Origin of the sequence: Rathayibacter sp. AY1C1, from assembly GCF_002932105.1 — a bacterium.
Lineage (GTDB): Bacteria > Actinomycetota > Actinomycetes > Actinomycetales > Microbacteriaceae > Rathayibacter.
On the sequence record NZ_PSWH01000009.1, the window covers coordinates 14,577 to 38,552 of the forward strand.

The following is a 23,976-nucleotide window of genomic DNA, read 5'->3' on the forward strand; positions in this document are numbered from 1 at the left end:
CGCGTGCGGGGGGATCTCGATGCGCCCTCCGGGGCTGCTCGATCAGCATGTGCCGGCCGCGCAGCGGGGTGATGAGACCCCGCTGGGTCAGCGGGTGTCGGCCAGGCGCATCGTGCCGCCGGCCTGGGCGGCGAAGGCGCGGGCGGTCGCCGCGATGGTGCGCTGCATGACCCGCGCCGCGGCGGTCGGCGCGAGGTCCGCCGGGCGCGCGAGGCTGATCGTCCGGGTCAGGGTGGGCTTCTCGAGCGTCGGCTCCTCGAGGCGGATCGAGCGCAGCCCCGGGCGCCCCTGCAGCACCATCGCCGGGACGACCGCGACCCCGAGGCCCCGCTCGGCGAAGCGCAGCACCGCGTCCATCTCGGCGCCCTCCAGCACCACGTCCGGCTCCAGGCCCGCGGCGGCGAACGCGGCGTCGGTCGTGCGGCGCAGGTCGTAGCTGGAGTTGAAGACGATCTGCGGGAGGCGGGCGACCGCCGCCAGGTCGAGCGCGCCGGTCGCGGCGAGGGGAGGCTCCGCGGCGGAGGAGACCACGACGAGCTCCTCGACGAGCAGCGGCGTCACCGTGAAGGCGCCGGGAGCGGCCGCGGTCGAGGTCGTCACCAGCGCCAGGTCGAGCTCGCCCCGGGCCAGCCGGTCGAAGAGGCTCCGCGACCCGTCCTCGGCGAGGTGCAGCTCCACGGCGGGATGCGCGGAGTGGAACGCGTGCAGCACCTCCGCGACGAGGCTGATGCAGAGCGTCGGCGTCGCGCCGAACCGCACCCGGCCGCGCTCGAGTCCGGCCAGCTCGGCCAGCTCGCGGCGCACCGATCCGGCGTCGGCGAGCATGCGCCGGGCGAGCGGCAGCAGCAGCTCCCCGGCCGGTGTGAGGGTGCTGCCGGAACGCGCCCGGTGGAAGAGCTCGGAGCCGAGGTCCTGCTCCAGCGCGGCGATCCGGCGGCTCAGCGAGGGCTGCGCGAGATGCAGCTCCTCGGCGGCGCGGGTGAAGCTGCCGAGGCGGGCGACCTCGACGAATCCGGTGAGCTGCTCGAGATCCACATGCATACCCTATGCGCATGGCTGTGCCCAGCATTATGCATTGGAGTAATCGAAGCGCCGTGCCTAGCGTGGAGGCATGACCACTTCAGAGACCACCGCACCGGAGCGTCGGATCTCCACCTCCGTCCTCGTCATCGGCACCGGCGGATCGGGCCTGCGCGCCGCGATCGAGCTCGCCGAGGCGGGCGTGGACGTCCTCGCGCTCGGCAAGCGCTCGAAGTCGGACGCGCACACCTCCCTCGCCGCCGGCGGCATCAACGCCGCCCTCGCCACGATGGACCCCGACGACAGCTGGCAGCAGCACGCGGCCGACACCATCACCGAGTCCTACCAGCTCGCCAACCCGCACACGGTCGAGATCGTCACCTCCAACGCCGCCCGCGGCATCCAGGACCTCGAGCGCTACGGCATGCCGTTCGCCCGCGAGGACGACGGCCGCATCTCGCAGCGCTTCTTCGGCGCGCACACCTACCGCCGGACCGCCTTCGCGGGCGACTACACCGGCCTCGAGATCCAGCGCACGCTCGTCAACCGGGCCGCCCAGCTCGAGATCCCGATCCTGGACACCGTGTACGTCACGCGCATCCTCGTCAACGAGGACGGAGCAGTGTTCGGCGCCTACGGCTTCGACCTCGTCGACGGCACCCGCTACCTGATCCACGCGGATGCGGTGATCCTCGCCGCGGGCGGGCACAACCGCATCTGGCGCCGCACCTCCTCCCGCCGCGACGAGAACACGGGCGACTCGTTCCGCCTGGCCGTCGAGGCCGGCGGCCGCCTGCGCGACCCCGAGCTCGTCCAGTTCCACCCGTCGGGCATCATCGAGCCCGAGAACGCGGCGGGCACGCTGATCTCCGAGGCCGCGCGCGGCGAGGGCGGCATCCTCCGCAACGGCCTCGGCGAGCGCTTCATGGGCAAGTACGACGCCGAGCGCCTCGAGCTCTCGACCCGCGACCGCGTCGCCCTCGCCTGCTACACCGAGATCAAGGAGGGTCGCGGCACGCCGAACGGCGGGGTCTGGCTCGACGTCTCGCACCTGCCGCGCGAGACGATCATGACCCGGCTGCCGCGGGTTTACCAGACGATGCTCGAGCTGCAGATGCTCGACATCACGAAGGACCCGATCGAGATCGCGCCCACGGCGCACTACTCGATGGGCGGGGTCTGGGTGCGCTCGGACGACCACAGCACCGACGTCCCCGGGCTCTACGCGATCGGAGAGGCCTCCAGTGGACTGCACGGCGCCAACCGCCTCGGCGGCAACTCGCTGATCGAGCTGCTGGTGTTCGGCCGGATCGTCGGGCAGGCGGCGGCGGAGTACTCCGCCTCGCTGACCGCCCAGACCCGCTCGGCCGCGTCCATCCAGGTCGCCCGCGACGAGATCGCCGGCCTGCTCGCGGCCGACGGCACCGAGAACGTCCGCGCCCTGCAGCGCGCGATCCGCAACACGATGACCGAGCACGCCGGAGTCGTCCGCGACGAGGAGGGCCTGCTCGCCGGGCTCGCCGAGCTGGACGCGATCGAGGCGCGCATCGCCGACATCGGCGTGCACCCGGACATCGCCGGCTTCCAGGACCTCGCCCACGCCTTCGACCTCAAGTCGGCCGCGATGGCCGCGCGGGCCACCCTCGAGGCAGCGCTCGAGCGCCGGGAGAGCCGCGGCTGCCACAACCGCAGCGACTACCCGGACATCGACCCGGCCCTCCAGGTGAACCTCGTCTGGTCGCCCTCCACGGGGATCACGCGCGAGGAGATCCCCGCGGTGCCGGAGGAGATCCAGGCGCTGATCAGCGGCGAGGTCGCCACCGCGGGCAAGCTGCTCGAGTAGCCGGAACCGCGACGGCACGACGCCGGTCGCCCTCACCGCCTGCTCGCCGGGCACCACCGGAGCCCAGGCGCCCCCCGGGATCCTCCTGGGGACCACGGACAAGGTCACCGCCCTGGATCCCGCCGGCTCCTGGGACCTCGGCTCGGCGACGCTGCAGAACCAGGTCTTCTCCTGGCTGCTGACCTCCGCCCCCGGATCGACGGATCCCGTGCCGGACCTCGCGGCCTCGGCCGAGTTCACCGACCCCACCCACTACCGCGTCGCCCTGCGCGAGGACGCCGCCTTCGCCAACGGCAATCCGCTCACCGCCTCGGACGTGGTCTTCACCTTCGAGCGCCAGGTGGCGATCGCCGCTCCGAACGGCCCCTCGTCGCTGCTCTCGGACATGGTCTCGGTCGAGGCGGAGGACGACTCCACCGTCGTCTTCACGCTGGCCACCCCGGACAACGCCCTCTGGCCCCAGATCCTCACCAGCCCCGCCGCCGCGATCGTCGACGAGGACGTCTTCTCGGCCGACTCCCTCACCACCGACGACGACATCGTCGCCGGCGACGCCTTCAGCGGGCAGTACTCCATCACGAGCTACACGCTGAACTCGCTCGTGCAGCTCACCCGCAACGACTCCTATGACGGCCTCCTCGGCGCCGCCGCCAACGAGTCCGTGATCGTCCGCTACTACGCGGACGAGAGCAACCTCAAGCTCGACATCCAGCGCGGCGAGATCGCGGTCGCCTACCGCACGCTGAACGCGACCGACACCGAGGACCTCCGCGGCGAGGAGGGCCTGACGGTGCACTCCGGTCCCGGCGCCGAGATGCGCTTCCTCGTCTTCAACCCCGAGACCATGCCCTACGGCTCCGCGACCCCCGAGGCCGACGCCGACAAGGCGCTCGCCGTCCGCACCGCCGTCGCCGACCTGATCGACCGCGACGAGCTGTCGGACCAGGTCTACAAGGGCACCTACGCGCCGGTCTACTCGATCGTTCCCAGCGCCCTGACCGGATCGACGCCGGCGTACGAGCAGGCCTTCGGCGACGGGAGCGGCGGTCCCAGCGCGGACGAGGCCGCCGCCGCGCTCCAGGCCGCCGGGATCACCGGTCCCGTCGATCTCAAGCTGCAGTACAACACCGACCACTACGGCTCCAGCACCTCGGACGAGTACGCGCTCATCAAGAACCAGCTCGAGCGCAGCGGGTTGTTCACGGTCGACCTGCAGTCGACGGAGTGGACGCAGTACGTGAAGGAGAAGTCGACGTCCTACCCGCTCTACCAGCAGGGCTGGTTCGCGGACTACCCGGACTCGGACAACTACCTGAACCTGCTCTACGGCACCGACGAGGCCCCCTCCATCCTCGGCGCCGCCGTGAAGGACGACGCCTACAACGAGGTCGTGCTGCGCGAGCGGAGCCTGGCGCCCGGCGACGAGCGCACCGCGGCGATCGAGGAGGCGCAGCGCCTCGCGGCGGAGAAGGCGATCACCGTGCCGCTCCTCGAGGGCACGGAGACCGTCATCGCCTCCTCCACGATCTCGGGCATCGACGACACGCTCGACGGTTCCGGCCGGTTCCGGCCGGTTCCGCTTCGGGCTGCTCCGGAGCGAGTGATCGGGACGCGCTGATCGGCCGGACGGGCCGCGGCGCCGCAGAGGGGGAGACCCTCGGCGGCAGCCGCGGCCCGTCCGTGCGTCCGGGGGCGGCTCTGCGAGGACGGCTCTGCCAGGACGGGGCACCCGGATCGATCAGCGCGCCAGCGCCGCCAGCTCCGCCCGGGTGCGGGCGCCGGCCTTGCGCAGCAGGTTCGACACGTGGAACTTCACGGTGTTGCCGCTGATGCCGAGGTCGTCCGCGATCCGCTGGTTCGAGGCGCCGAGCGTGATCAGGTTCAGCACCTCCCGCTCGCGGGCGCTGAGCTCGGCGAGGTCGAGCCCGTCGGGCTGCGCCGGCGGATCGAGGGGGAGGCGGATCGACAGGGTCGACCCCCAGCCCGCGGTCGACGCGACCGAGAGCTCCCCGTCGAGCCCGCGCACGCGCTCGGCGATCGGGCGCAGGGCGTCGTCGCGGGTCGTCAGCTCGCCCCGGCCGTCGTCGCGGATCTCGATGAGCAGGTTGAGCCCGTCGCAGTCCCACTGGATCCGCACCCGGCGCGTCTGCTCCGACTCCACGAACGCCAGCACGGCGCTCCGCACGATCGCGCGGGCCCCGTGCGCCACTTCGCCGGGGAGGGCGCGCCCGGTGGCGGGCGGCTCGACGAACTGCACGTCGAGGTCGCCGAAGCGGACGAGCGGGCGCAGGTCGCTCCGGAGCCGCGCGAACGCGCCCACGACGGGCTCCAGCATCGCGCTGCGCTGCTCGTCCGAGGCGGTGCGCAGCTCGACCAGGGCGTTCGCGGCGATGTCGATCGCGACGGTGCGGGCCGCACGGTCGTCGAGGCGCTCGGCGCGCAGGGCGGCGAGCACCGACTCCAGCGCCACCGCGTGCCGGTCGGCCTGCTCGGCCACCGTGCGGGCGTGCTGCTGCAGCAGGGTGCGGGAGGCGGGGGACTCGGCGGGATCCATCCTCCGAACCTACCCGTCCTACCCGCGAGCGGCATCGCCCACCCGATCGGGTAGGCGGACCTCCTCGATCAGGTGGCGCGCGGGCCGGTCGCCGGGCGCACTGTGGATCCATGCCCGCTGACGACCGCACCACCGACCCCGCAGAGGCGCTCGCCGTGATCGCCGCCGAGGTGTCCGCCGCGACCGCCTCGCTGACGACCGACCGCCTCGAGCCCGTCCTCGAGCTGCTCGCCGGCGCCGATCGCGTCTTCATCCACGGCGCCGGCCGCTCCGGCCTCGCCCTGCGGATGACCGCCATGCGCCTCATGCACCTCGGACTCGTCGTGCACGTGGTCGGCGACGTGACGACCCCGGCGATCCGCGGCGGCGACGTGCTGCTCACCGCGAGCGGCTCCGGCACCACCGGGGGCATCGTCCGCGCCGCGCAGACCGCCGTCGACGCCGGAGCGCGGGTCGCGGCGATCACGACCGCCGCCGACTCCCCGCTGGCCGGGCTCGCCTCCGCCGTGGTGGTCGTGCCCGCCGCCGACAAGCTCGACCGCTCCGGCGCCGCCTCGGCGCAGTACTCCGGCGGGCTCTTCGAGCAGGTCGTCGTGCTCACCGGCGACGCCCTGTTCCACGCGCTCTGGCAGCGCCGCGGCGACAGCGCCGACGAGCTCTGGCCGCGCCACGCGAACCTCGAATGACCCGACTCCCCACCTCGACAGGAAGAAGAACCCCGTGAAGCTCCAGTTCGCCATGGACACCCTCAGCACCGACGCCGCCCTCGAGCTCGCCGCTGCCGCCGCCCCGCACGTCGACATCCTCGAGCTGGGCACCCCGCTCATCAAGAGCGCCGGCCTCTCCGCCATCACCGCCATCAAGGAGGCGCACCCCGACAAGACGGTCTTCGCCGACCTCAAGACGATGGACGCGGGCGAGCTCGAGGCCGACATGGCCTTCGCGGCCGGCGCCGACCTCGTGACGGTCCTCGGCGTCGCCGGCGACAGCACCATCGCCGGCGCGATCGCCGCCGGGAGGAAGCACGGCAAGGGCGTCGTCGTCGACCTCATCGGCGTGCCCGACAAGGCCGCCCGCGCCCGCGAGGTCGTCGCCCTCGGCGCCGAGTTCGTCGAGATGCACGCCGGTCTGGACGAGCAGGCGGAGGAGGGCTTCACCTTCGAGACCCTGCTGCGCGACGGCGAGTCCTCCGGCGTGCCGTTCTCGGTCGCGGGCGGCGTGAGCACCGCCACCATCGAGTCGGTGCAGCGCGCCGGCGCCCTCGTGGCCGTCGCGGGCGGGGCCATCTACGGCGCCCCGGACGTCGGCGAGGCCGCCGCGGCCCTCCGCGCCGCCATCGTCTGACCCGTCGGCGTCGGCGCCCCCGAGGCCCGCTGATCCGGGTCGCGAGGGCGGCGGCGCCCGCGTCCGCGCGGGCGGCGGCAGCGCATCCCCGCCGGACGCCCGGCCCCTCTCGACTCGCCGACGGCGCGGTCCTACAGTGGCTGCGACGACCCTCGACTCCCGCCGCGGGACCGACGGCGCCGTCGCGAGCGGAGGGAAGCCGTGTCCTCGACCGCCCCCGTGCCCGGACCCGCCGTCGACGCCTCGACGAGGCTCCGCGACTTCCACCAGATCCTCCTCAACACCGCCGTCGCGAACGTGACGACGAGCTTCCTCTGGTTCGCGCTCACGTTCTGGGTGTACCTCGAGACGCGCTCCGTCCTGGCGACCGGGATCATCGGCGGCGCCTACATGCTGCTCGTCGCGGTCTTCGCGATGGCCTTCGGCACGATCGTGGACCGGCACCGCAAGTTCCGCGTCATGGTGTTCGCCGGCGCGGTCACGCTGGTGTCCTTCGGCGTCGCGGGCGGTCTCTTCCTCGCGCTGCCCGAGGCGGCGCTCCTGGACTTCCGCGCCCCCTGGTTCTGGGTGTTCTCGGGCACGATCCTCTTCGGCGCCGTCATCGAGAACATGCGCAACATCGCCCTGTCCACGACGGTGACCCTGCTGGTCCCGGTGGAGGGGCACGCCCGCGCGAACGGCCTCGTCGGCACGGTCCAGGGCCTCGCCTTCGTGGTGACGAGCGTCTTCAGCGGGCTCGCCATCGGCCTGCTCGGCATGGGGTGGACGCTGGTGATCGCGATCGGCCTCTCCGCCGCCGCGCTCCTGCACCTCCTCTTCCTGCGCATCCCGGAGGACCGGCCCGCGCCGACGGGGGAGAGGGCGCCGCTGATCGATCTCCGCGGCAGCATCACCGCGGTGCGGGCGGCGACCGGGCTGTTCGCGCTCATCGTCTTCTCGACGTTCAACAACCTGATCGGCGGCGTCTACATGGCGCTGATGGACCCGTACGGCCTCGAGCTGTTCCCGGTCGAGCTGTGGGGCGTGGTGCTCGGAGTGACGGCGACCGGTTTCGTCATCGGCGGTCTGCTCGTCGCGAGGTTCGGTCTCGGGAGGAACCCGATCCGGACGATGCTGCTGCTCGTGATGGCGATGGGCCTGATCGGCGCGGTCTTCACCCTCCGCGACTGGTGGTGGCTCTACGCCGGCGGCATCTGGATCTACATGACCCTGATCCCGGCGGTCGAGGCCGCCGAGCAGACGGTGATCCAGAAGGTCGTCCCCTTCGAGACCCAGGGGCGCGTCTTCGGCTTCGCGGCGGCGTTCGAGTCGGCCGCCGCTCCGATCACGTCGTTCCTCATCGCCCCGATCGCCGAGTTCGCGCTCATCCCGTACATGGAGTCGCCGGCCGGGCGCTCGGCGTTCGGCGGGCTGCTCGGCGACGGCATCGGCCGGGGGATCGCGCTGGTGTTCCTGGTCGGCGGAGTCGTCATGATCATCGCGGCCGGCGCGGCGATGCTCACCCGCTCCTACCGCGTCATGTCGGCGCAGTACCTGCGGGAGGCCGCGGCGAGCGGGGAGGCGGAGCCCGTCCGCACGGAGGCGCCGGAGACGCACCGGACCGCGCCGAGCACCGTCGAGCAGAACCGCTAGCGCCCGCAGACGCCGCCCGTCATGCGCCTCCGGGGGGTCCGGCGGACCGGACGGCGCGGACACGAGGGGGACGTGCCGGACGCCCCCTCCCCAGGGTGCGGCGTCCGGCACGTCGGCTGCGACCACCCGGTCGAGGGGCCCTCCTCGACTCCCGAGCGCTCCGCTGCCCCGCGCCTCCGGAGGGAGACATCGGGGCATGCGGCGCCGGCGGGGGGGAGGGCTCTGGTTCCCCGCCCCGCCGGCGCCGGCCGCCCGCGAGGGGCGGCGAGGATGCTCGTTCGGGCGTGCCTCGAGTGACGGCTACATGCCGTCACTGAGCATGGACTGCACCAGCTTCACGTGGCGCTCGAGGTTCAGCTGGCTGAACTCGCTGTTGTAGTTGAGGCCGTAGTTCAAGATGTGACCCGGGGTGCACTGGATTGTCGCGTCCGGTCCGTCCCAGGTGCGCAGCAGTGCCAGGGCCGAGTCCCAGCTGCTGTTCTCGCAGTTCGTGTTGAAGGTGGTCGACGTGCCCAAGCCCACGGTGTGCGAGATCTCGTGCATGGCGGTGCCCTCCACCATGTAGACGCGCTCCTTGCCGAAGCGGATCTGGCCGTAGATGTTCGCATCGGCCGTCGGGGTTCCGGGGCTGTACGAGACGGTCAGGGAGCGGGAGATGTTGCTGAGGCGGTTGTAGCGCGCCACGGCGCGGTCCATCGCGTCGGTGATGCGGGCGTAGGCGTCGGCCTCGTCCGCGGTCGGGCTCGCGACGCGGTTCAGCGTCCAGGTGATCTTCTGCACGGTCGGATCGGTCAGTGCCCAGCGCTGGGCCTTGGAGCCGGTGCAGGTCCACTGCTGAATGGGGGAGCCGTCGATCTGGCGGAAGTCCTTGTTGTCGAGGCAGAGGTCGCTGTGCCGATTGGCGATCTCGGCGTAGCCTCCGCCGACGGAGGTGATCCGCCACTGCTGGGCGGTGCTTCCGTTGCAGCTCCACTGCCGCACCTCCGAGCCCGGAGTGGTGCCGAAGTCGAAGTTGTCGAGGCAGAGGTTGCTGAAGGTGTTCTTGATCTCGGCGTAGCCGGTGCCGAGGTCGGTGACCTGCCAGCGCTGGTTGCTCCCCTCGGTGCAGCTCCACTGCCGCACCTCGGCTCCGGGCTGAGTGCCGAAGTCGAAGTCGTCGAGACACATGCTGCTGTGCTGGTTGCGGATCTCCTGCGCCGATCCGAGACCGACCGGGGCGGTGGCTGCAGAGGCGGGCGAGCTGATGCCGAAGGTCGTGATGCCGACGACGGCCGCGATCAGGGCGCCGATCAGGCGCTTGGAGGGGTGGGACTTCGTTGTCCGGGACATGGGTGCCTTTCACAGACATCCGGCGTCCCCGAAGGGACGCGGATGAGGGTCGCAGGAAGGAGCCGTGTCCGAAGGGATCGGAGCACGGCAGAGGATGCGCCGGAGCGACCGGGATGGTGATCCGGTCGTCCCGCCGCGGGACGCGTCAGCGCCGACGCTCCGAGTGGGATGGGAAGCTGATCACGACCTGCATGTTGACGTGGACAACCATCGACCGGTCGCGGAGCCGGTGTCAAGTGCCGGTCTCGAGCGGGTCCGGTCCGAGCCCCGCCGGGCGAGGGTGATCCGTCCACGCGGATCCCCGTGCTCGCAGGGAGAGAGCGCTCACACCCGCCGTCGCTGCGGCATCGCCCGGGAATCCGCCATTGTTACCGTTAACAAAAGTCGGTACGGTGTCACCTGAAGTGGGCAAGCGCGTCCTCGCGCCTCGCGTCCCACTCCGACCGGTTCGAAGGCGAACCTGAGAGGAACGTCGATGATGACGACAGCACCACCCTCCCGCCGCACCCTCCCGCCGCAGGCCCACGCCCGGCCCCGATGACTGTCGGCCCGGCCGACACCTTCAACGCGGTGACCGCGGTCGGCGCCCGCAGCGCGCGACGTCTCGTCCTCGCACCCACGTCGACCTCCGCCTCCCGATCACGGGTCGCCAGGCCCGCGTCCCGGGCCGCCTTCCGGCGATTCCCTCCCCGCCAGACGGACGCCGGACTCACCACTCCGCCGGCCGATCGCGCGGGCTCCGTCCTCCCCCTCCGACCCCTCACCTGAAGGACCCCCCATGTCACGAACCCCCCGGCAGGAGCGCACCCGGCGCTCACGCCTCCCTCGAGCGGGCGCTGCGCTGACGCTCGCCATCGCCTGCCTCGGCGGCGTCCTCGGACCGATCGGCGCCGCCGGCGCCGCAGAGACCGTCCCCGCTCCCGCGCTGCAGTACTCGTTCGACGGCATCGGCGCGACGCTCGCCAATGGAGCCGTCGTCGCCGACTCCGCTCCGGGCAACCACCCCGGCACCCTGATCAACTCCGGCGCGACCAGCGTCGCGGGTCCCTCCGGCGCCTCCACCGACCGCGCTCTCTCGCTCCCGGGCGGATCGAGCACGTCGGCCGCGCCGCACGTCCGGATCGCCCCGGGCCTGATCCCCGCCGGCACGCAGGACGTCACGATGTCCGCCTGGCTGCGCTGGAGCGGTGCTCCGGACTGCACCTGGCCCTTCACGCTCGGCTCCAGCGTCGACTCCCACGTCCTCTCCACCACGAAGTGCGGACCGGCCGGCTTCGGCGCGATCAAGAGCGGCTCCGAGGTGCGGGCCGCAGGCAACACTCCGGTCGCCGCGAACCGCTGGGTGCACATGGCGGTCGTCGTCAAGGGCGGCCAGTCGGTCTCGACCTACTTCGACGGAGCTCTCGTCGGCCAGGGCAGCACGACCTTCACCGCCGCGTCCGCGATCGGCACGTCCACGTTCTCCGGCTTCCTCGGCAAATCGTTCTACGGCGCGGACGCCTACTGGGCCGGTGCCATCGACGACATGCAGGTCTGGACCTCCGCGCTCACCGCCGGCCAGGTGCAGCAGAGCGCCGCATCCGTGCACTCGGTGCTCGCGAACCAGGACGCCGCCGTCTCGCTCGGCGACACATCGAACGTGACCTCGAACCTCGCCCTCCCCACGACCGGCGCCAACGGCTCCACGATCACCTGGACGTCGAGCGCCCCCGGCGTCGTCAGCACCAGCGGCGTCGTCACCCGGCCCGCCGCGGGCAGCCCGGACGCCACCGTCACGCTGACTCCGACCGCCGTCCACGGCGGCATCACCGTCGTCGGCCGTGCCACCACCGTGTTCGTCCCGGCGTACGCCGCCGGTGACAGCGCCGAGGCCGAGCTCGCCCGGGCCGTAGCCGACGGCATCAGCAACGATCCCGCTCTCGCCGGACCGGTGCGCGGCAGCCTGAACCTGCCCTCGAGCGGAGCCGACGTCGCCGCCACCGCAGCGCGCGCGAACAGCTCCAGCGCCGTGGTCAGCTGGACCTCGTCGAACGAGGCCGTCATCACCTCCGCCGACAAGGGCACCGCGCCGAACGTCGTCGCGAAGGGCTCGCTCACGCGTCCGTCCGCCGACACCACCGTCACCCTCACCGCGACGGTCACGGTGCCCGGCACCACGCCCCTCGTGCGGACGCTCACGCGCACCGTTCCGGCCGCGGCTCCCGTGGCCGCGAGCGACCTCGACGCGTACCTGTTCGCGTACTTCACCGGCGACAGCATCGAAGGCGAGAAGATCCGCTTCGCGACCTCCGACGGCAACGACTCGCTCACGTGGAAGACCCTGAACGACGCCCAGCCGATCCTCACCTCCACCATGGGCACGAAGGGGCTGCGCGACCCGTTCGTCTTCCGCTCGAAGGAGGGCGACCGCTTCTTCCTGATGGCCACCGACCTCTCCGTCGGCACCACCGGCTTCGGCGGATCGACCAACCGCGGCAGCCGCTACCTCGAGATCTGGGAGTCCACGGACCTCGTCAACTGGGGCCAGCAGCGCCACGTCGAGGTCAACCTGCCCAACGCGGGCATGACCTGGGCACCGGAGGCCACCTACGACCCCACCATCGACGCCTACGTCGTCTACTGGACCTCGGCCCTCTTCACCGACAGCACGCGCAACGTCGAGGACGGCAACGGACCGCAGATCCTCACGTCCACCACCCGCGACTTCCGCGACTTCACCACCCCCGAGGTCTGGTTCAAGGCCGCTGACGTCCCCTCGCTCAACAAGAGCAACGGACTGATCGACGCCACGATGCTCAAGGACGGCGACACCTACTACCGCTTCACGAAGGCGACCCAGACCAGCGGCTGCCCCTCGCCCGACATCATCGGACAGAAGTCGACGAACCTCCGCGCCACCACCGCCTCCGGTGCGTGGAGCCTCATCGACACCTGCATCGGCCGCACCGCCGGAACGCCGGAGGTCGAGGGTCCCGAGATCTTCAAGACCAACGAGGGCGACCGGGCGGGGTACAAGTACTTCCTCTGGACCGACAACTACGGCGGACGCGGCTACATCCCGCTCGGCACGAACTCGCTCGAGGGCGACATCCAGTGGACGATCCCCAGCAGCTTCTCGCTGCCGACGTCGCCCCGCCACGGATCCGTCGTCTCCATCACTGCGAAGGAGCGCGACGGGCTCGCCGCGAAGTGGAACCCGTCGCTCCTGGTGACCTCGATCGACGCCGTGGCGCGGACCGTTCAGGCCGGATCGACCACCGTCGACCTGCCCGCCACGGTGGGCGCGACGTTCAAGGACGGCCACCGTGAGACGGTCGCCGTGACGTGGGCGACCGCCGATCTCAGCTCGCTGAAGAAGGCGGGCGACACCGTGCAGGTGCGCGGACAGCTCGCCAACTCGGCAGCGACGCCGGCCATCGCCACCATCACCGCCACGGCTCCTCCCGGACCGTCGCTGACGGCCTCGGCCGCGAGCCGCTGCGTCGCCGGCAAGGTGACGGTCACCGCGACCGGCACCAACACGAGCGGCTCCACGGTCGAGATGACCGTCGGCTCGCAGTGGGGGAGCAGGACCTTCGCCGGGGTCGCTCCCGGCAAGTCCGTGTCCGCCGCCTTCACCACCCGGGCGACCTCGGTCACCGCGGGCGAGGTGAGCGTCGCCTCGAAGGACGCGAACGGCACCAGGACGGCCACCGCGCCGTACTCGGCGCTCACCTGCCGCTAGGCCGGTGACAGGGGAGGGGCGGCGTCCAGCCGCCCCTCCCCTGACCTCCTCTGTTCCGGGGCCTCCGGCCACCGGAGCAGGGGAGCATGGACCCTGGGTCCGTGCTCCCCGCATCCACCTCTCCCACGGAAGTAGACGAACAATGCGGTTCCGACGCACGACGGCCCTCCTGGTCGCCGCGAGCCTGACAGCGGGAGGGGCTGCGCTCGGCGCGGCACCCGCACAGGCCGCGGTGCCCAGCCCGGTCCTCTCCTACGACTTCTCCTCGTCCGCCGCCGTCGGCTCCGCCGTGGGCGCGGGCACGACCCTGACCGACTCCGCTGCCGGCCGCTCCGCCACCGTGCGCGGGACCGGAGCGACGACCGTCGCCGGTCCGCGCGGCGGCACCGACCGCGCACTCCGCCTCCCCGGCGGCGCCGCAGGCAGCTCCGCCGCCTACGCCGAGATCGCGCCGGGACTGACCACGGCGGCCACCACCGACGTGACCATGTCGGCCTGGCTGCGCTGGGAGGGGAACCAGAACTGCAGCTGGGCGTACGCGCTCGGGCAGTCGACCGAGCGGTACCTCTTCACCACGCCCCAGTGCGGAAGCAGCCTGATCGGTGCCGTGAAGAACGGCTCGGAGCAGCGCGCGGCCGACTCCGGTCCCGCCGCCACCGGCCGCTGGAGCCACGTCGCCGTGGTCCTGCGCAGCGGCGTCAGCGTCTCGACCTACGTCGACGGCCGGCTCGCCCAGACCACCCCGACCTCCGCGACCGGAGCGGCGACTGTCGGCACCTCCGCCTTCTCCGGCCTCCTCGGCAAGTCGTTCTACGGCCCCGACCCTCTCTTCGCCGGGGCGATGGACGACGTGCACGTCTACTCCTCCGCACTGACCCAGGACCAGGTGCGCGAGGACGCGGCTCCGGCCGCTGCCGCGATCGCTGCATCGGACGCCGCCGCGGCGACCATCGCCGTGACCGGACCCGTCACCAGCGACCTCTCCCTCCCGACCCGCGGCGCGGGCGGCTCCGTCCTCACCTGGGCGAGCAGCGACCCCGCGGTGATCGGCACCGACGGCTCCGTGCGCCGCCCGGCACCCGGCTCGGCGAACGCCACCGTGACCCTGACCCCGACCGCGACGTTCGCCGGATCCGCCGCCACCGGCACCGCGCGAACCGTCACCGTCGCCGCCGACACCGAGGCCGACGCCACGGCGCGCCTGCGCACCGCCCTCGTCGTCCCGCCGACCGTCGCCTCCGGAACCGCTCTTCCCACGGTCGCCGGCTACACCGTGTCGTGGAGCGCGGACGGTGCCGGCCTGTCCGGCAGCCGCCTCGTGAACGACTCGGCGACCGACCGGGCACTCGCGCTCACCGCCTCCGTGAAGGTCGGCGCCACCACGCTGACGAAGACCTTCCGCACCACCGTCCTCAGCGCCTCCACGGCGAAGACCGTGGTGTCATACACCCGGACGCCGACCGGCGAGGACAAGGCGAACCAGGACACGATCGCCCGCGGCCTCCACCTGGCACTCGGCTCGTCCGTCGCCGACGCAGCACCGCTCTCGGGCAACTCGGGAGTCCTCTTCGCCGACGGGGTCTTCCTCGGAACCGACAAGGCCGACAACCGCGGCCTCGCGAACCCCTCGCTGTTCACCTTCGCCGACGGCACCGTCGGCGTGATCGCCACGCGCGTCCTGCAGTCGGGCGCGTCCGACGGCACCGGGGCCTCGAGCGCTCTGATCTTCAAGGCCACGGACGCCACCGCGTCCGACTTCACCGAGCTCGGCCTCATCGACCTCGGCACCACCGGCGGCGTCGTCGCGCCGAAGGCCGTCTTCGACACGGACCAGAACCGCTACCTCGTCTCCTGGACCGATTCCTCCGGGGCGGCGAAGTACACGACCGTCACTGACCTCGCCCGCACCGAGCTCCGCGCGCAGGCGTTCTGGCCGAAGGACGGCGGCCGTCGCAGCGTCGTCGTGACCGACGGGAACCGCGGTGCGGTCCTCGGAGGAAGCCCCGCCACCGTCGCCGCTCCCGACCTCTCCGGAGTCCCGGGCCGCGTCGCCGACGCTCTGCCGGGCGGCGCGCTGACGGTCTCCGGCTCCGTCGCCGACTCGCTCGTGAAGAAGTTCGGCCGCACGGTCAACACCGGATCCTCGGTCGCACCGCAGACGATCGATCAGGGCGACACCTCCGCCCTGTCCGGAGTGAAGGCGCAGCTCTCCTACAACGACGGCTCGACCGGCAGCCTCGGCATCGACTGGAACCAGCAGCAGCTCGCCGACCTCGCCGCGAAGGGCCCGGGAACGTACGACCTCTCCGGGACCGTCCGCCAGCGGCAGTACAACGAGCCGTTCGCCTACAACCGCGCGGATCCGACGATCTACCGCTACGAGCGAAACGGGAAGACGCAGTACCTCTTCACCGCCACGGACGACACGAACAACAACAACGTCGCCTCGCAGCACCTGCCGATCCGGGTCGCCGACAGCATCGACCAGCTCAGCGACGACAACGGCGGACGGGCCCGTGAGGTGGACCTCCTCAACCGCACCACGCGGATGGACCGCACCGCCGAGGGCAAGGTGATCGCGGGCTGCTACTGGGCCCCCGAGATCCACGAGATCGGCGGCAAGCTCTCCATCCTGTTCGCCCCGTGCTTCAACCCGGACAACGACCAGTCGAACCAGAACGGTCAGTGGTTCACGGTGCAGGCGCACATCATGCAGCTGCGCGACGGCGGAGACCCCGCGAACCCCTCCGACTGGAGCGCGCCGCGCGCCGTCGTGAAGAGCGACGGGAGCGCCCTCGGACGCCCCGGCACGGGACGCAACATCAGCCTCGACATGACCTACTTCGAGTCCGGTGGAACTGCGTACTACGCCTGGTCCCAGCGCTACGTCGACAACGGAGTGAGCGACCCGGCGACCTGGATCGCCAAGGTCGATCCCGCGAACCCCACCCGCGTCATCGGCGAGCCGACCCCGATCATCGTGCCCTCGCTGACGTTCGAGGACCACCTGTCCGAGGGAGCGTTCGCGATCCAGCGCGACGGGAGGATCACGCTCGTCTACTCCAGCAGCGGCGTCAGCCCGAAGTACATCGTGGGCGGCGCCTGGGCGAAGGAGGGCAGTGACCTGACCGACATCGCGAGCTGGACCAAGTACGACGCCCCGCTCCTGCAGAGCGTTCCCATGCCCGACGGCGTCCTCGACTACCGCACCTACGAGCAGGGTCCCGGCCACGGAGCCGTCACCCAGGACGAGGACGGCAACGACGTGTACGTCTACCACACCTGGGGCAACGGAGTCGGGGGTGACGGCCGCGACACCCGTCTCGCCCGCATCCACTACGCCGCCGACGGCCGGCCGGTCTTCGATCTGACGCCGACGGAGGAGGTCGCACCCGCGAACCGGACTGTGACCGCGAAGGTCACCGTCACGTCGCCGCTGACCGTGACCGCCACGGCGTCGACCCGCTGCGTCAGCGGGAAGGTCGTCCTGACCACTGTGGTCAAGAACGACAGCCGCTCGATCATGGACATCACGACCGTCACCGCCTTCGGCTCGAAGACCGTGACCGGAGTCGCTCCGGGATCGTCCGCGTCGAGCGCCGTCACCACCCGAGCGGTCTCGATCCCCGCGGGGTCGGTGGCCGCGACAGGAAAGGCCGTCGTCGACGGGAAGACCATCAGCACGCAGACGAGCGTCGACTACTCGGCACGCAGCTGCCGTTGAGAAGGCGGGGGAGCGGGCGCCACGATCGCCCGCTCCTCCGCTGTCCCGCCCCGACCGGCACTGCGCCCGACCTGCAGCGCCGCCACCTCTGGAGGACGACCGACGAGATGCACCACAGAGTGAGAACCAGGACCGTCCCGACCACCGGGCTCGTGCTGACGAAGGTCGTGCAGTCGCACCCCCTCACCGAGGAGAAGGACGACGGAGCGGCCGGGAGCGCAGCTGCCGTCGGAGGACACGACCTCCTGCTGATCAACGGCAACGCCCTCCCTCTCTCCTGAGCCCCCCTGCGCCGTACGGACGGGTCCTCGACCCTGATCGCCCGACGATCCCGCCGCGGCGGCATCACCACCGGCTGCGGACCGGGGCGGCGATCGGGCCGTATCCTGCTGTCCGGACCGATCGCTGATGTGCGAACCTCTCCTGAGCGGACTCCCGGATGCGGGCCGACCGTGACCGGTCCGGCCCGTTCCTCTCGTTGCAGCAGGAGACCGCCGTTCCCCAGGAGACACCCGTGATGCGCCTCGATCGATTCCTCGTGTCCCTGGCACGCTCTGCGCGGTGCACGAACCGCTGCGGAGCCTGCGGGCTCGACTGCAGCATCGACGTCTTCATCCTGATCGCGCTCGCGACCGGAGAGAACCGCGACGAGACCCGCCTGCGAGCAGTCCTCGACCTCCGCTCCGGCGACCGTGTCGAGGTCCTCGAGGTGCGCAAGCGGCTCCTCCGGCTCTCCCGCCGGGGCCTGGTGCTCCTGGAGAGAGGCAGGAGGACCGCACTGCAGCGCATCGAGCGCTTCTCGATCACGCGCGACGGCCGGGCCTTCCTGGCGTCCCACGCGAGAGCGCTGGACCTCCTCGCCGAGGAGATCCACGTCGCGCTGCTGTCCCGCTGACGAGCGGAGTGCCTGTGCGGGCGCACGCGGGACGTCTCCTGGTCGGCCGTCGTCGGACCGGTCGTGTCGGTGACGCTCCAGGTGGAGCGACTTCGACACGTGCGTCGCCTCCGACCGCGTCCCGAGCGCTCCGGGGCAGCACGAGGCATCGCCGACCGTCATGGGCGCCGCGCTCGCGACCGTGCTGCCGCGGCGCGAGGCGGTGGCGGCGCTCCTCGAGGACGCCGTCCCTGCTGCATCCTCAGCAGTGCGAGGCCGGCCTGGGGCTCGCCTCGACCCAGGAGCCGGGTCCGGGGACAGGCCTGTCCTGATCCTCGACCGCAGAAGGAAGAGTCTCGGTCCCGGTCGAGCTCCTCCGACCGGGATCCGCCTCACGCCGGAACGCGCCCTTCGTGCATCACCCCGTGCTGGAGAGCTGGATGATCTCGGAGATCACCGCGGCTCGAGTGTCGTCCGGTATCCGATCGCCTCCGAGGGAGTGGTGTGACCACAGGCCGTCAGCCGCAAGGCAGGCGATGAACTGGCGGAGAGTGATCGGATCGGTCGCGGTCTCCTCTGCGGAGGGCGTCCACCTTCGGCGCACCTCCGCTACCGGCGCTCGGAGAGCGGTGTCGCTGCCCGTGGCCTGGAGGAGTCCGATCTGCATGTGCGTCGACGGCGTCAGGGCGACGGTGACGTAGGCACTCGCGCGCTCGGTCAAGGTGGCCTCGTTCGCGGTCTTCCCCGCGACGTCGATCAGCTGGGCTTCCCAGCCGGCCGCGACGTGCTCCTGGAGAGCATGGGCGAGATCGGCTCGATCGCGGAAGTGGTACATCATTCCACCGCGTGTCAGCCCAGCCTCTTCGGCAGTCGCTTCGAGCGTGACGCGAACAGAACCTTCCCTCGCCGCGACACGGACCGCTGCGTCGAGGATCCGAGTCCGGTTGTTGGGTCGCGTCGCGCGAGGAGACGTCCGAGGAGAGGGCAGGACCCCCTCACCGCTGGGCGGGTTCGGTTCCATGTCGTGATCGATTCCGCCGCTCCCTCGGTCCGAGTGAGCGGCTAGGGATGGCGGGTGCTGAGGCGCCCGGAGGGTGTCGACGCGTCACCGCACGAGCGGGTGCGACAGCGTCGGCCGCCAGTTTGCCATCCTCTCCTGCCGACGTCGGAAGGTGAGGCCCGACCCCCTCGGTGTCGAACTGTCCTGACGACGGCGCTGGTGCCTCTTCGTCAACCTGGTCTTCGTCGCCTTCGGCCTCGTCGGCGGGGCTCTCGTGCTCCGCGAGAGCAAGGCGGAAGGAGACAACCGCTACGACGTCTGGGGAACCGTCACGGTGACCCTGGGACTGGGCGCGATCGTCTACGGGTTCACGCGGGCTGAGCACGGATGGGGCGCGATCGACACCGTCGCCTTCCTCGCACTCGGCATCGTCCTGCTGACCGTCTTCGTGCTCATCGAACGCAAGGTCGACCAGCCGTTGCTGCCCCTGCGCGTCATCCTGCGTCGTGTGCGAGGCGGCGCGATCCTGATCCAGGCCGCCAATGGCGCCGTGATGATCGGGGCCATCCTCTATCTCGCGTTCTACTTCCAGATCGTGCTCGGAATGGGACCGCTGATGGCAGGACTCGCGAACCTCGCCATGACCGTCGCGATCATGGCGTTCTCGCCCGTCACCACGAAGATCCTCAACACGTTCGGCCCCCGACCCCTGATGATCGTCGGGCCGCTCGTCTCGGCAGCAGGGCTCTTCCTGCTCCTCGGCATCACCCCGGACGGGAACTACTTCCTCCATGTCCTGCCCGCCCTGGTCGTGCTCGGAATCGGACTCTCCATGCTCTTCGTGCCCGTCCAGAACCTCGCCCTTCTCGGGGTCGAGAACGAGGACGCCGGAGTGGCCTCCGCCGTCGTCAACTCCGTCTTCCACATCGGCGGGTCCATCGGTCTCGCGGTGTTCACCGTGTTCTACGCGAGCACCGCGGACTCCGCCATCGCGTCCGGAACGGCCGAGCTCACCGCATTCACCGACGGCTACAAGGCCGTGTTCCTGGCCGCAGCAGTGACCATGGTCGCCGCCTCCGTCATCGGATTCCTCCTCATCCGAGGGAAGAAGGAAGACCTGAACCCCGCCTGGGACGAGGCGGAGGCCGCCCTCGTCCACTGAGACGATGCCGAAGGGGCGGGCCGGTTCGTGCAGCAGCGGCAGACCGGCTCGCCTCTTCCCGTCCGACTCACGACACCCCGTACGTCGCCGACCGACGACCTCCCCTCGATGGGGAGTCGTTCGTGGATCGCAACGGTCCGGTCGTCCGACGCGGCCGCGTCATCCGGTGGGTCCTCTCCCGCGATGCCGGCTGCACCGCCGAGATCATCGAGGGTCGCGACCCGGTCGCCCGGCACATCACCGCAGACCGAAACGACGACGCCCGGCCGCCCTCAGGTGAGAGGCGGCCGGGCGTCGTCGGTCGGAGGACCCGGTCAGGTCAGCCGCAGCGGAGCGCCGGGTAGGCGGCGCTCACGGGAGCGGAGGCGCTGCCGACGGTGGCGACCCCCTGGACGGTGCCGGCGGCGACCGAGGCGGCCCGCGTTGTCACGGCCAGCGAGGCGGTCCGGCCCGCATCGATCTGCTGCGTCTTCGCGCCCCACAGGGTGTTCCAGCGGAGGTCGGCGGTCGACGCGGCCTTGTTGACAGTGGTCAGCGTGACCACCACCTTGCCCGCGACGCAGCGAGCCGCTGCAGTGGCGGTGACGGGCACAGCCGGCGCCTTCACGGTGATCGTCGCCGTGACGGTGCGGTTGGCCGAGGCCACCTCCTGCTCCTTCGAGAGTGAGAGGTCGAGCCGGCCGCTCGCGCGGATGTTCACGCCCTTGAACCAGGTGTTGCGGTCCGAATCGAACAGGCCGCCCGCGTTCTGCGGATCGGTCGCCGTGTGCGGGTCCGGGTAGGGGCGGGCGTGGTAGGCGAGGAGCAGGTTGCCCGACTCGTCCTCGACGAACGAGTTGTGCCCGGTGCCGGCCTGCTGGCGCGAGAAGTACTGCGTCTCGTCCGCGCCGAGGCGGCCCAAGTAGGTGTCCTCGGTGTCCAGCACGGGGAACGCGGTCTGCGTCCACGTCGCGGGGTTGAGGAGGTCGGCACTCGCGTCGGCCGTGAGCAGGCCGAGCGAGTAGTACTTGTCGACCGTTCCGCCCGAGTAGGTGAGGTACATGCGTCCTCCCTTGGACACGATGAACGGCGCCTCGACGACGCCCTGGTCGTTGCCCTCGGTGGTGTCGGACGGGGTCGGCGAGCGCTTGCCCGACTCCCACGGCTGGCTCTCGCCGTAGATGCGGGTGACCGCACCGGTCACCAGCGGGACGGTGCCCTTGGGCCCCATCGTCGCCTTGGCGAGGGAGAGCGTGTTGCCGTTGGGCAGGACCCAGTAGCCCTGGGTGGCGCCGTTCTCCTGGCGGTCGATGTAGCTGACGTCGAAGGCCGCGCCCTCGAGGACGACCGGCTCGCCCCACTTCGTCTGGTCGAGGAATCCGCCCTCGGCGATCGAGGCGTCGGTCCCGGTGTAGGGGATCAGGACGGTGTTGTCGCACCAGCCGCCCACAGGCGCGTAGCCCTTGTTCATGCCGGCGACGATCCACCAGGTGCCGTTGATCTTGTGGAACTCCTGCGCCCAGATGTATCCGCCCCAGCCGTAGAAGGTGTTCGGGTACTGGCTCTGGCGACCGGGCGTGCCGGCGTCGGGGTCGATCACGATCTGCTCGGGAGCGGAGTCGAGACCGGCGATGGTCTTCGAGCGCTTGAGGCCGATCTTGCGGTAGCTGGAGCTCTCCTCGATCGGGCCGAGCGAGTCCTGACCGTAGTGCGAGCCCGTGAGGTAGTAGTAGCCGTCGTCCTCGTTGAAGAAGACGTGCGGATCCGCGCGGGCCTCGTTGACCATCGCCTCGGGGTCCTGCTGGACGGAGCCGGTGACCCGGTAGGTCCCGGGACGCGAGGTGTCGACGGCGGTGGTCAGATCGTCCTGCCAGTCGACGTTGAGCGACTTGGTCGAGCCGTCGTTGTACTCCATCACGGCCTGCCCCGGGAGCGCTGCGGCGATCGCAGCGGATCCGGCGCCGGAGTCGACGGAGCCGCTGAGCGACTTCACACCGGTGTTCTTCAGGTCGACGTACTCGCGGTAGAACGTGCTGAACTCGGTCGAGGTCAGCGCCGTCTCGCCGGCCTGGCCCTGGGTGAACCCGGCGGGGAGACCCGAGCCCTGGACACCGGGGACGCGGGCGTCGGCGCGGGTGGTCGCTCCGGGAGCGGTGCCGGAGGCGAGGTCCGTGAACAGCGTCACGCGGCCCTCGGTGGTGAGCAGATCGGTCCAGAACAGCTTGTAGACGCCGAGGGCGGAGTCGAAGACGATCCGCGGGTCGGTCACGACCGAGCCCGGCGCGACCCGGAGGACGCGCTGGTCGCGGAACGTGCGGCCGTCGGCGGAGCTCCAGAGGTAGACGGAGTCCGTGGCGTTGTTCTGCGACGAGACCGCGCCGAGCGAGCCGTCCTTCGAGCGGAACAGCAGCGGCGAGCCCATCTGGGCGTTCGGGCGCTGCGCCTGATCGCCGTCCTTGAGGACGGAGAGGATCGACTGCGAGCGGTTCAGCGGCTCCCAGGTGGTCGCGCCGGCGGGCAGTGCGGCCGTGAAGAGCGAGTCCGCGCGGCGGTCGTCGTTGTACGCCAGCGGGTCGTCCTTCACTCCGTTCGTCGTGGTGACGGTCTTGACGGAGGTGGCGATGCGCCCGCCGGGCACGGCGAGGGTGCTGTCCCACGCGTAGGTCTGCCCGGCGACGGCTGCCTGGAGGCGGACGGCGACGGGAGCGGTGAGGCCCGAGAGGTTCACGGCGCCGGTGGAGGAGACGCGCGCGGCGCCGGCGCCGGAGGCGGTCCACGTCACGGTGTTCCCGAGGACCTGCGCGGGCAGGTCGCCGAGCACGGTCGTGGGGACGTCGAGGGCGGCGCGCAGGTCGGTCGCCACGGTGCTGCTCGTCGCGCCCAGCTCGGCCCCGGTCAGGGCGCGGTCGTAGACGCGCAGATTGTCGAGGAGTCCGGTGAAGTACTCCCCGCCGCCCCAGTTGGCCTTGCCGATCTGCAGGACTCCGCCGGTCGATCCGAGGACCGTCGCGAGCGAGGGGCCGGCCGTCGTGACGGCGACGGGCTTCGCGTCGACGTAGAGGCGGGCGGTGCCGGCGCTCAGCACGAGATCGACGTGCTTCCACTCCGTGCTGCTCGGGCCGGTGAGGTTGCCCGAGGAGTCGCGGGCGCCGCTGTTGGCGTACCGCTCGACGGTGATGCCGTTCGTCCTGTCGAGGACGCCGACGTACTTCTCCTGGGCGTAGTCCTGGGTCGCGGCCGAGCGAGCGGCGAAGACCGACCAGCCGACGTTGTCCGCGGCGGCGGGCTTGGAGTCGTACGACAGAGTGACGGAGTCGCGACCCTTCAGCAGCGGCTGCCCGTCGGTCGCGGTGAGGTCGAGCCAGAACGAGGACGACAGCGAGACGGCGCTGCCCTGCCCGGTGCGGCCGGCGACGAGGGTCGGCGTGCCCTTCACGGCGGCGCGGGTCGACCTGTCGGTGAAGGCGCCTCCGCTCGGGGCGGTGTCGAAGGTGAAGTCCGCGAGCAGGCTCTGCGCGGGAGTGGTCGCCGCTGTCGCGGCGACGGCGACCGGCACGGCGGCGCCGGCGGCGAGGGCGATCGTCGCGGATGCGGCGAGGGTGGCGGCGAGCAGGCGCGAGGGCCTGCCTCCGCCCGGGGGTCGTGACGTCATCGTCGACGTGTCCTCTCGGGTTCTGCAGCGAACCGGTGGGCGGACGGGGGATCCCGCCTGCGGTGTGGTCTTCGCACGGTACCGGCGATTGTTCACGGTAACAAGGGAGCACGACCATCGGTTGCGAAACTCCCACACC

15 protein-coding genes are annotated in these 23,976 nt (G+C 71.4%); 10 read left to right on the forward strand and 5 right to left on the reverse strand.

Annotated features, from left to right (window positions below):
• Window positions 1-87: 87 nt before the first annotated feature.
• Window positions 88-1,041, reverse strand: a complete 954-nt coding sequence (locus C5C71_RS06110) for a LysR family transcriptional regulator (RefSeq protein WP_104226031.1) — start codon at window positions 1,039-1,041, stop codon at window positions 88-90.
• 70 nt (window positions 1,042-1,111) lie between these two features.
• Between C5C71_RS06110 and C5C71_RS06115 the strand changes: the two genes are divergently transcribed.
• Window positions 1,112-2,863, forward strand: coding sequence for an L-aspartate oxidase (locus tag C5C71_RS06115; protein WP_104337324.1), 1,752 nt, complete (start codon window positions 1,112-1,114; stop codon window positions 2,861-2,863).
• A gap of 208 nt (window positions 2,864-3,071) precedes the next feature.
• Window positions 3,072-4,481, forward strand: a complete 1,410-nt coding sequence (locus C5C71_RS06120; RefSeq protein ID WP_258068660.1) for an ABC transporter substrate-binding protein — start codon at window positions 3,072-3,074, stop codon at window positions 4,479-4,481.
• Between the two features lie 120 nt (window positions 4,482-4,601).
• Here C5C71_RS06120 and C5C71_RS06125 read toward each other — a convergent pair whose 3' ends face one another.
• Window positions 4,602-5,417, reverse strand: coding sequence for a response regulator transcription factor family protein (locus C5C71_RS06125; RefSeq protein ID WP_104262329.1), 816 nt, complete (start codon window positions 5,415-5,417; stop codon window positions 4,602-4,604).
• A 110-nt stretch (window positions 5,418-5,527) separates the two neighbouring features.
• Between C5C71_RS06125 and hxlB the strand changes: the two genes are divergently transcribed.
• From hxlB to C5C71_RS06140, 3 genes are all read left to right on the forward strand, one after another.
• Window positions 5,528-6,103, forward strand: coding sequence for a 6-phospho-3-hexuloisomerase (gene hxlB, locus C5C71_RS06130; RefSeq protein WP_104337326.1), 576 nt, complete (start codon window positions 5,528-5,530; stop codon window positions 6,101-6,103).
• 34 nt (window positions 6,104-6,137) lie between these two features.
• Window positions 6,138-6,761, forward strand: a complete 624-nt coding sequence (gene hxlA / locus C5C71_RS06135; RefSeq protein ID WP_104224387.1) for a 3-hexulose-6-phosphate synthase — start codon at window positions 6,138-6,140, stop codon at window positions 6,759-6,761.
• A 201-nt stretch (window positions 6,762-6,962) separates the two neighbouring features.
• On the forward strand, window positions 6,963-8,393 hold the full coding sequence (locus tag C5C71_RS06140) for an MFS transporter (protein ID WP_104247856.1): 1,431 nt from the start codon (window positions 6,963-6,965) through the stop codon (window positions 8,391-8,393).
• Window positions 8,394-8,693: 300 nt separating this feature from the next.
• Here C5C71_RS06140 and C5C71_RS06145 read toward each other — a convergent pair whose 3' ends face one another.
• Entirely contained in the window at window positions 8,694-9,722 is a 1,029-nt protein-coding gene (locus tag C5C71_RS06145) for an RICIN domain-containing protein (RefSeq protein ID WP_104226029.1), read from the reverse strand.
• A gap of 778 nt (window positions 9,723-10,500) precedes the next feature.
• Between C5C71_RS06145 and C5C71_RS06150 the strand changes: the two genes are divergently transcribed.
• The 4 genes from C5C71_RS06150 (at window position 10,501) to C5C71_RS06160 (ending at window position 18,065) form a co-directional block, all read left to right on the forward strand.
• The gene (locus C5C71_RS06150) at window positions 10,501-13,446 is read left to right on the forward strand and encodes an immunoglobulin-like domain-containing protein (protein ID WP_104337327.1); all 2,946 of its coding nucleotides are present in this window, start codon (window positions 10,501-10,503) and stop codon (window positions 13,444-13,446) included.
• Between the two features lie 142 nt (window positions 13,447-13,588).
• Window positions 13,589-17,170, forward strand: a complete 3,582-nt coding sequence (locus tag C5C71_RS06155) for a family 43 glycosylhydrolase (RefSeq protein WP_104319486.1) — start codon at window positions 13,589-13,591, stop codon at window positions 17,168-17,170.
• A 119-nt stretch (window positions 17,171-17,289) separates the two neighbouring features.
• Window positions 17,290-17,451, forward strand: a complete 162-nt coding sequence (locus C5C71_RS17510) for a hypothetical protein (RefSeq protein WP_181027229.1) — start codon at window positions 17,290-17,292, stop codon at window positions 17,449-17,451.
• Window positions 17,452-17,684: 233 nt separating this feature from the next.
• Window positions 17,685-18,065: a hypothetical protein gene (locus tag C5C71_RS06160; protein ID WP_104249689.1), complete on the forward strand. Its 381-nt coding sequence runs from the start codon at window positions 17,685-17,687 to the stop codon at window positions 18,063-18,065.
• A gap of 397 nt (window positions 18,066-18,462) precedes the next feature.
• On the opposite strand, the gene C5C71_RS06165 is transcribed toward C5C71_RS06160, so the two are convergent.
• A complete protein-coding gene (locus tag C5C71_RS06165) occupies window positions 18,463-19,065 on the reverse strand; it encodes a TetR/AcrR family transcriptional regulator (protein ID WP_104337328.1) in 603 nt (200 codons plus the stop codon).
• Window positions 19,066-19,318: 253 nt separating this feature from the next.
• Here C5C71_RS06165 and C5C71_RS06170 point away from each other — a divergent pair, with 253 nt between their 5' ends.
• A complete protein-coding gene (locus C5C71_RS06170; protein ID WP_374954287.1) occupies window positions 19,319-20,206 on the forward strand; it encodes an MFS transporter in 888 nt (295 codons plus the stop codon).
• Between the two features lie 319 nt (window positions 20,207-20,525).
• Here the strand turns inward: C5C71_RS06170 and C5C71_RS06175 are convergent, their stop codons facing one another.
• Entirely contained in the window at window positions 20,526-23,837 is a 3,312-nt protein-coding gene (locus C5C71_RS06175; protein ID WP_104261158.1) for a family 43 glycosylhydrolase, read from the reverse strand.
• Window positions 23,838-23,976: the final 139 nt, after the last annotated feature.

What these genes read in the sequence shown, in the direction of transcription:
- C5C71_RS06110 (WP_104226031.1), bottom strand. Translation starts at nt 1,041, where the DNA reads ATGCATGTGGATCTCGAGCAGCTCACCGGATTCGTCGAGGTCGCCCGC.
- C5C71_RS06115 (WP_104337324.1), top strand. Translation starts at nt 1,112, where the DNA reads ATGACCACTTCAGAGACCACCGCACCGGAGCGTCGGATCTCCACCTCC.
- C5C71_RS06125 (WP_104262329.1), bottom strand. Translation starts at nt 5,417, where the DNA reads ATGGATCCCGCCGAGTCCCCCGCCTCCCGCACCCTGCTGCAGCAGCAC.
- hxlB (WP_104337326.1), top strand. Translation starts at nt 5,528, where the DNA reads ATGCCCGCTGACGACCGCACCACCGACCCCGCAGAGGCGCTCGCCGTG.
- C5C71_RS06145 (WP_104226029.1), bottom strand. Translation starts at nt 9,722, where the DNA reads ATGTCCCGGACAACGAAGTCCCACCCCTCCAAGCGCCTGATCGGCGCC.
- C5C71_RS06150 (WP_104337327.1), top strand. Translation starts at nt 10,501, where the DNA reads ATGTCACGAACCCCCCGGCAGGAGCGCACCCGGCGCTCACGCCTCCCT.
- C5C71_RS06155 (WP_104319486.1), top strand. Translation starts at nt 13,589, where the DNA reads ATGCGGTTCCGACGCACGACGGCCCTCCTGGTCGCCGCGAGCCTGACA.
- C5C71_RS06165 (WP_104337328.1), bottom strand. Translation starts at nt 19,065, where the DNA reads ATGGAACCGAACCCGCCCAGCGGTGAGGGGGTCCTGCCCTCTCCTCGG.
- C5C71_RS06175 (WP_104261158.1), bottom strand. Translation starts at nt 23,837, where the DNA reads ATGACGTCACGACCCCCGGGCGGAGGCAGGCCCTCGCGCCTGCTCGCC.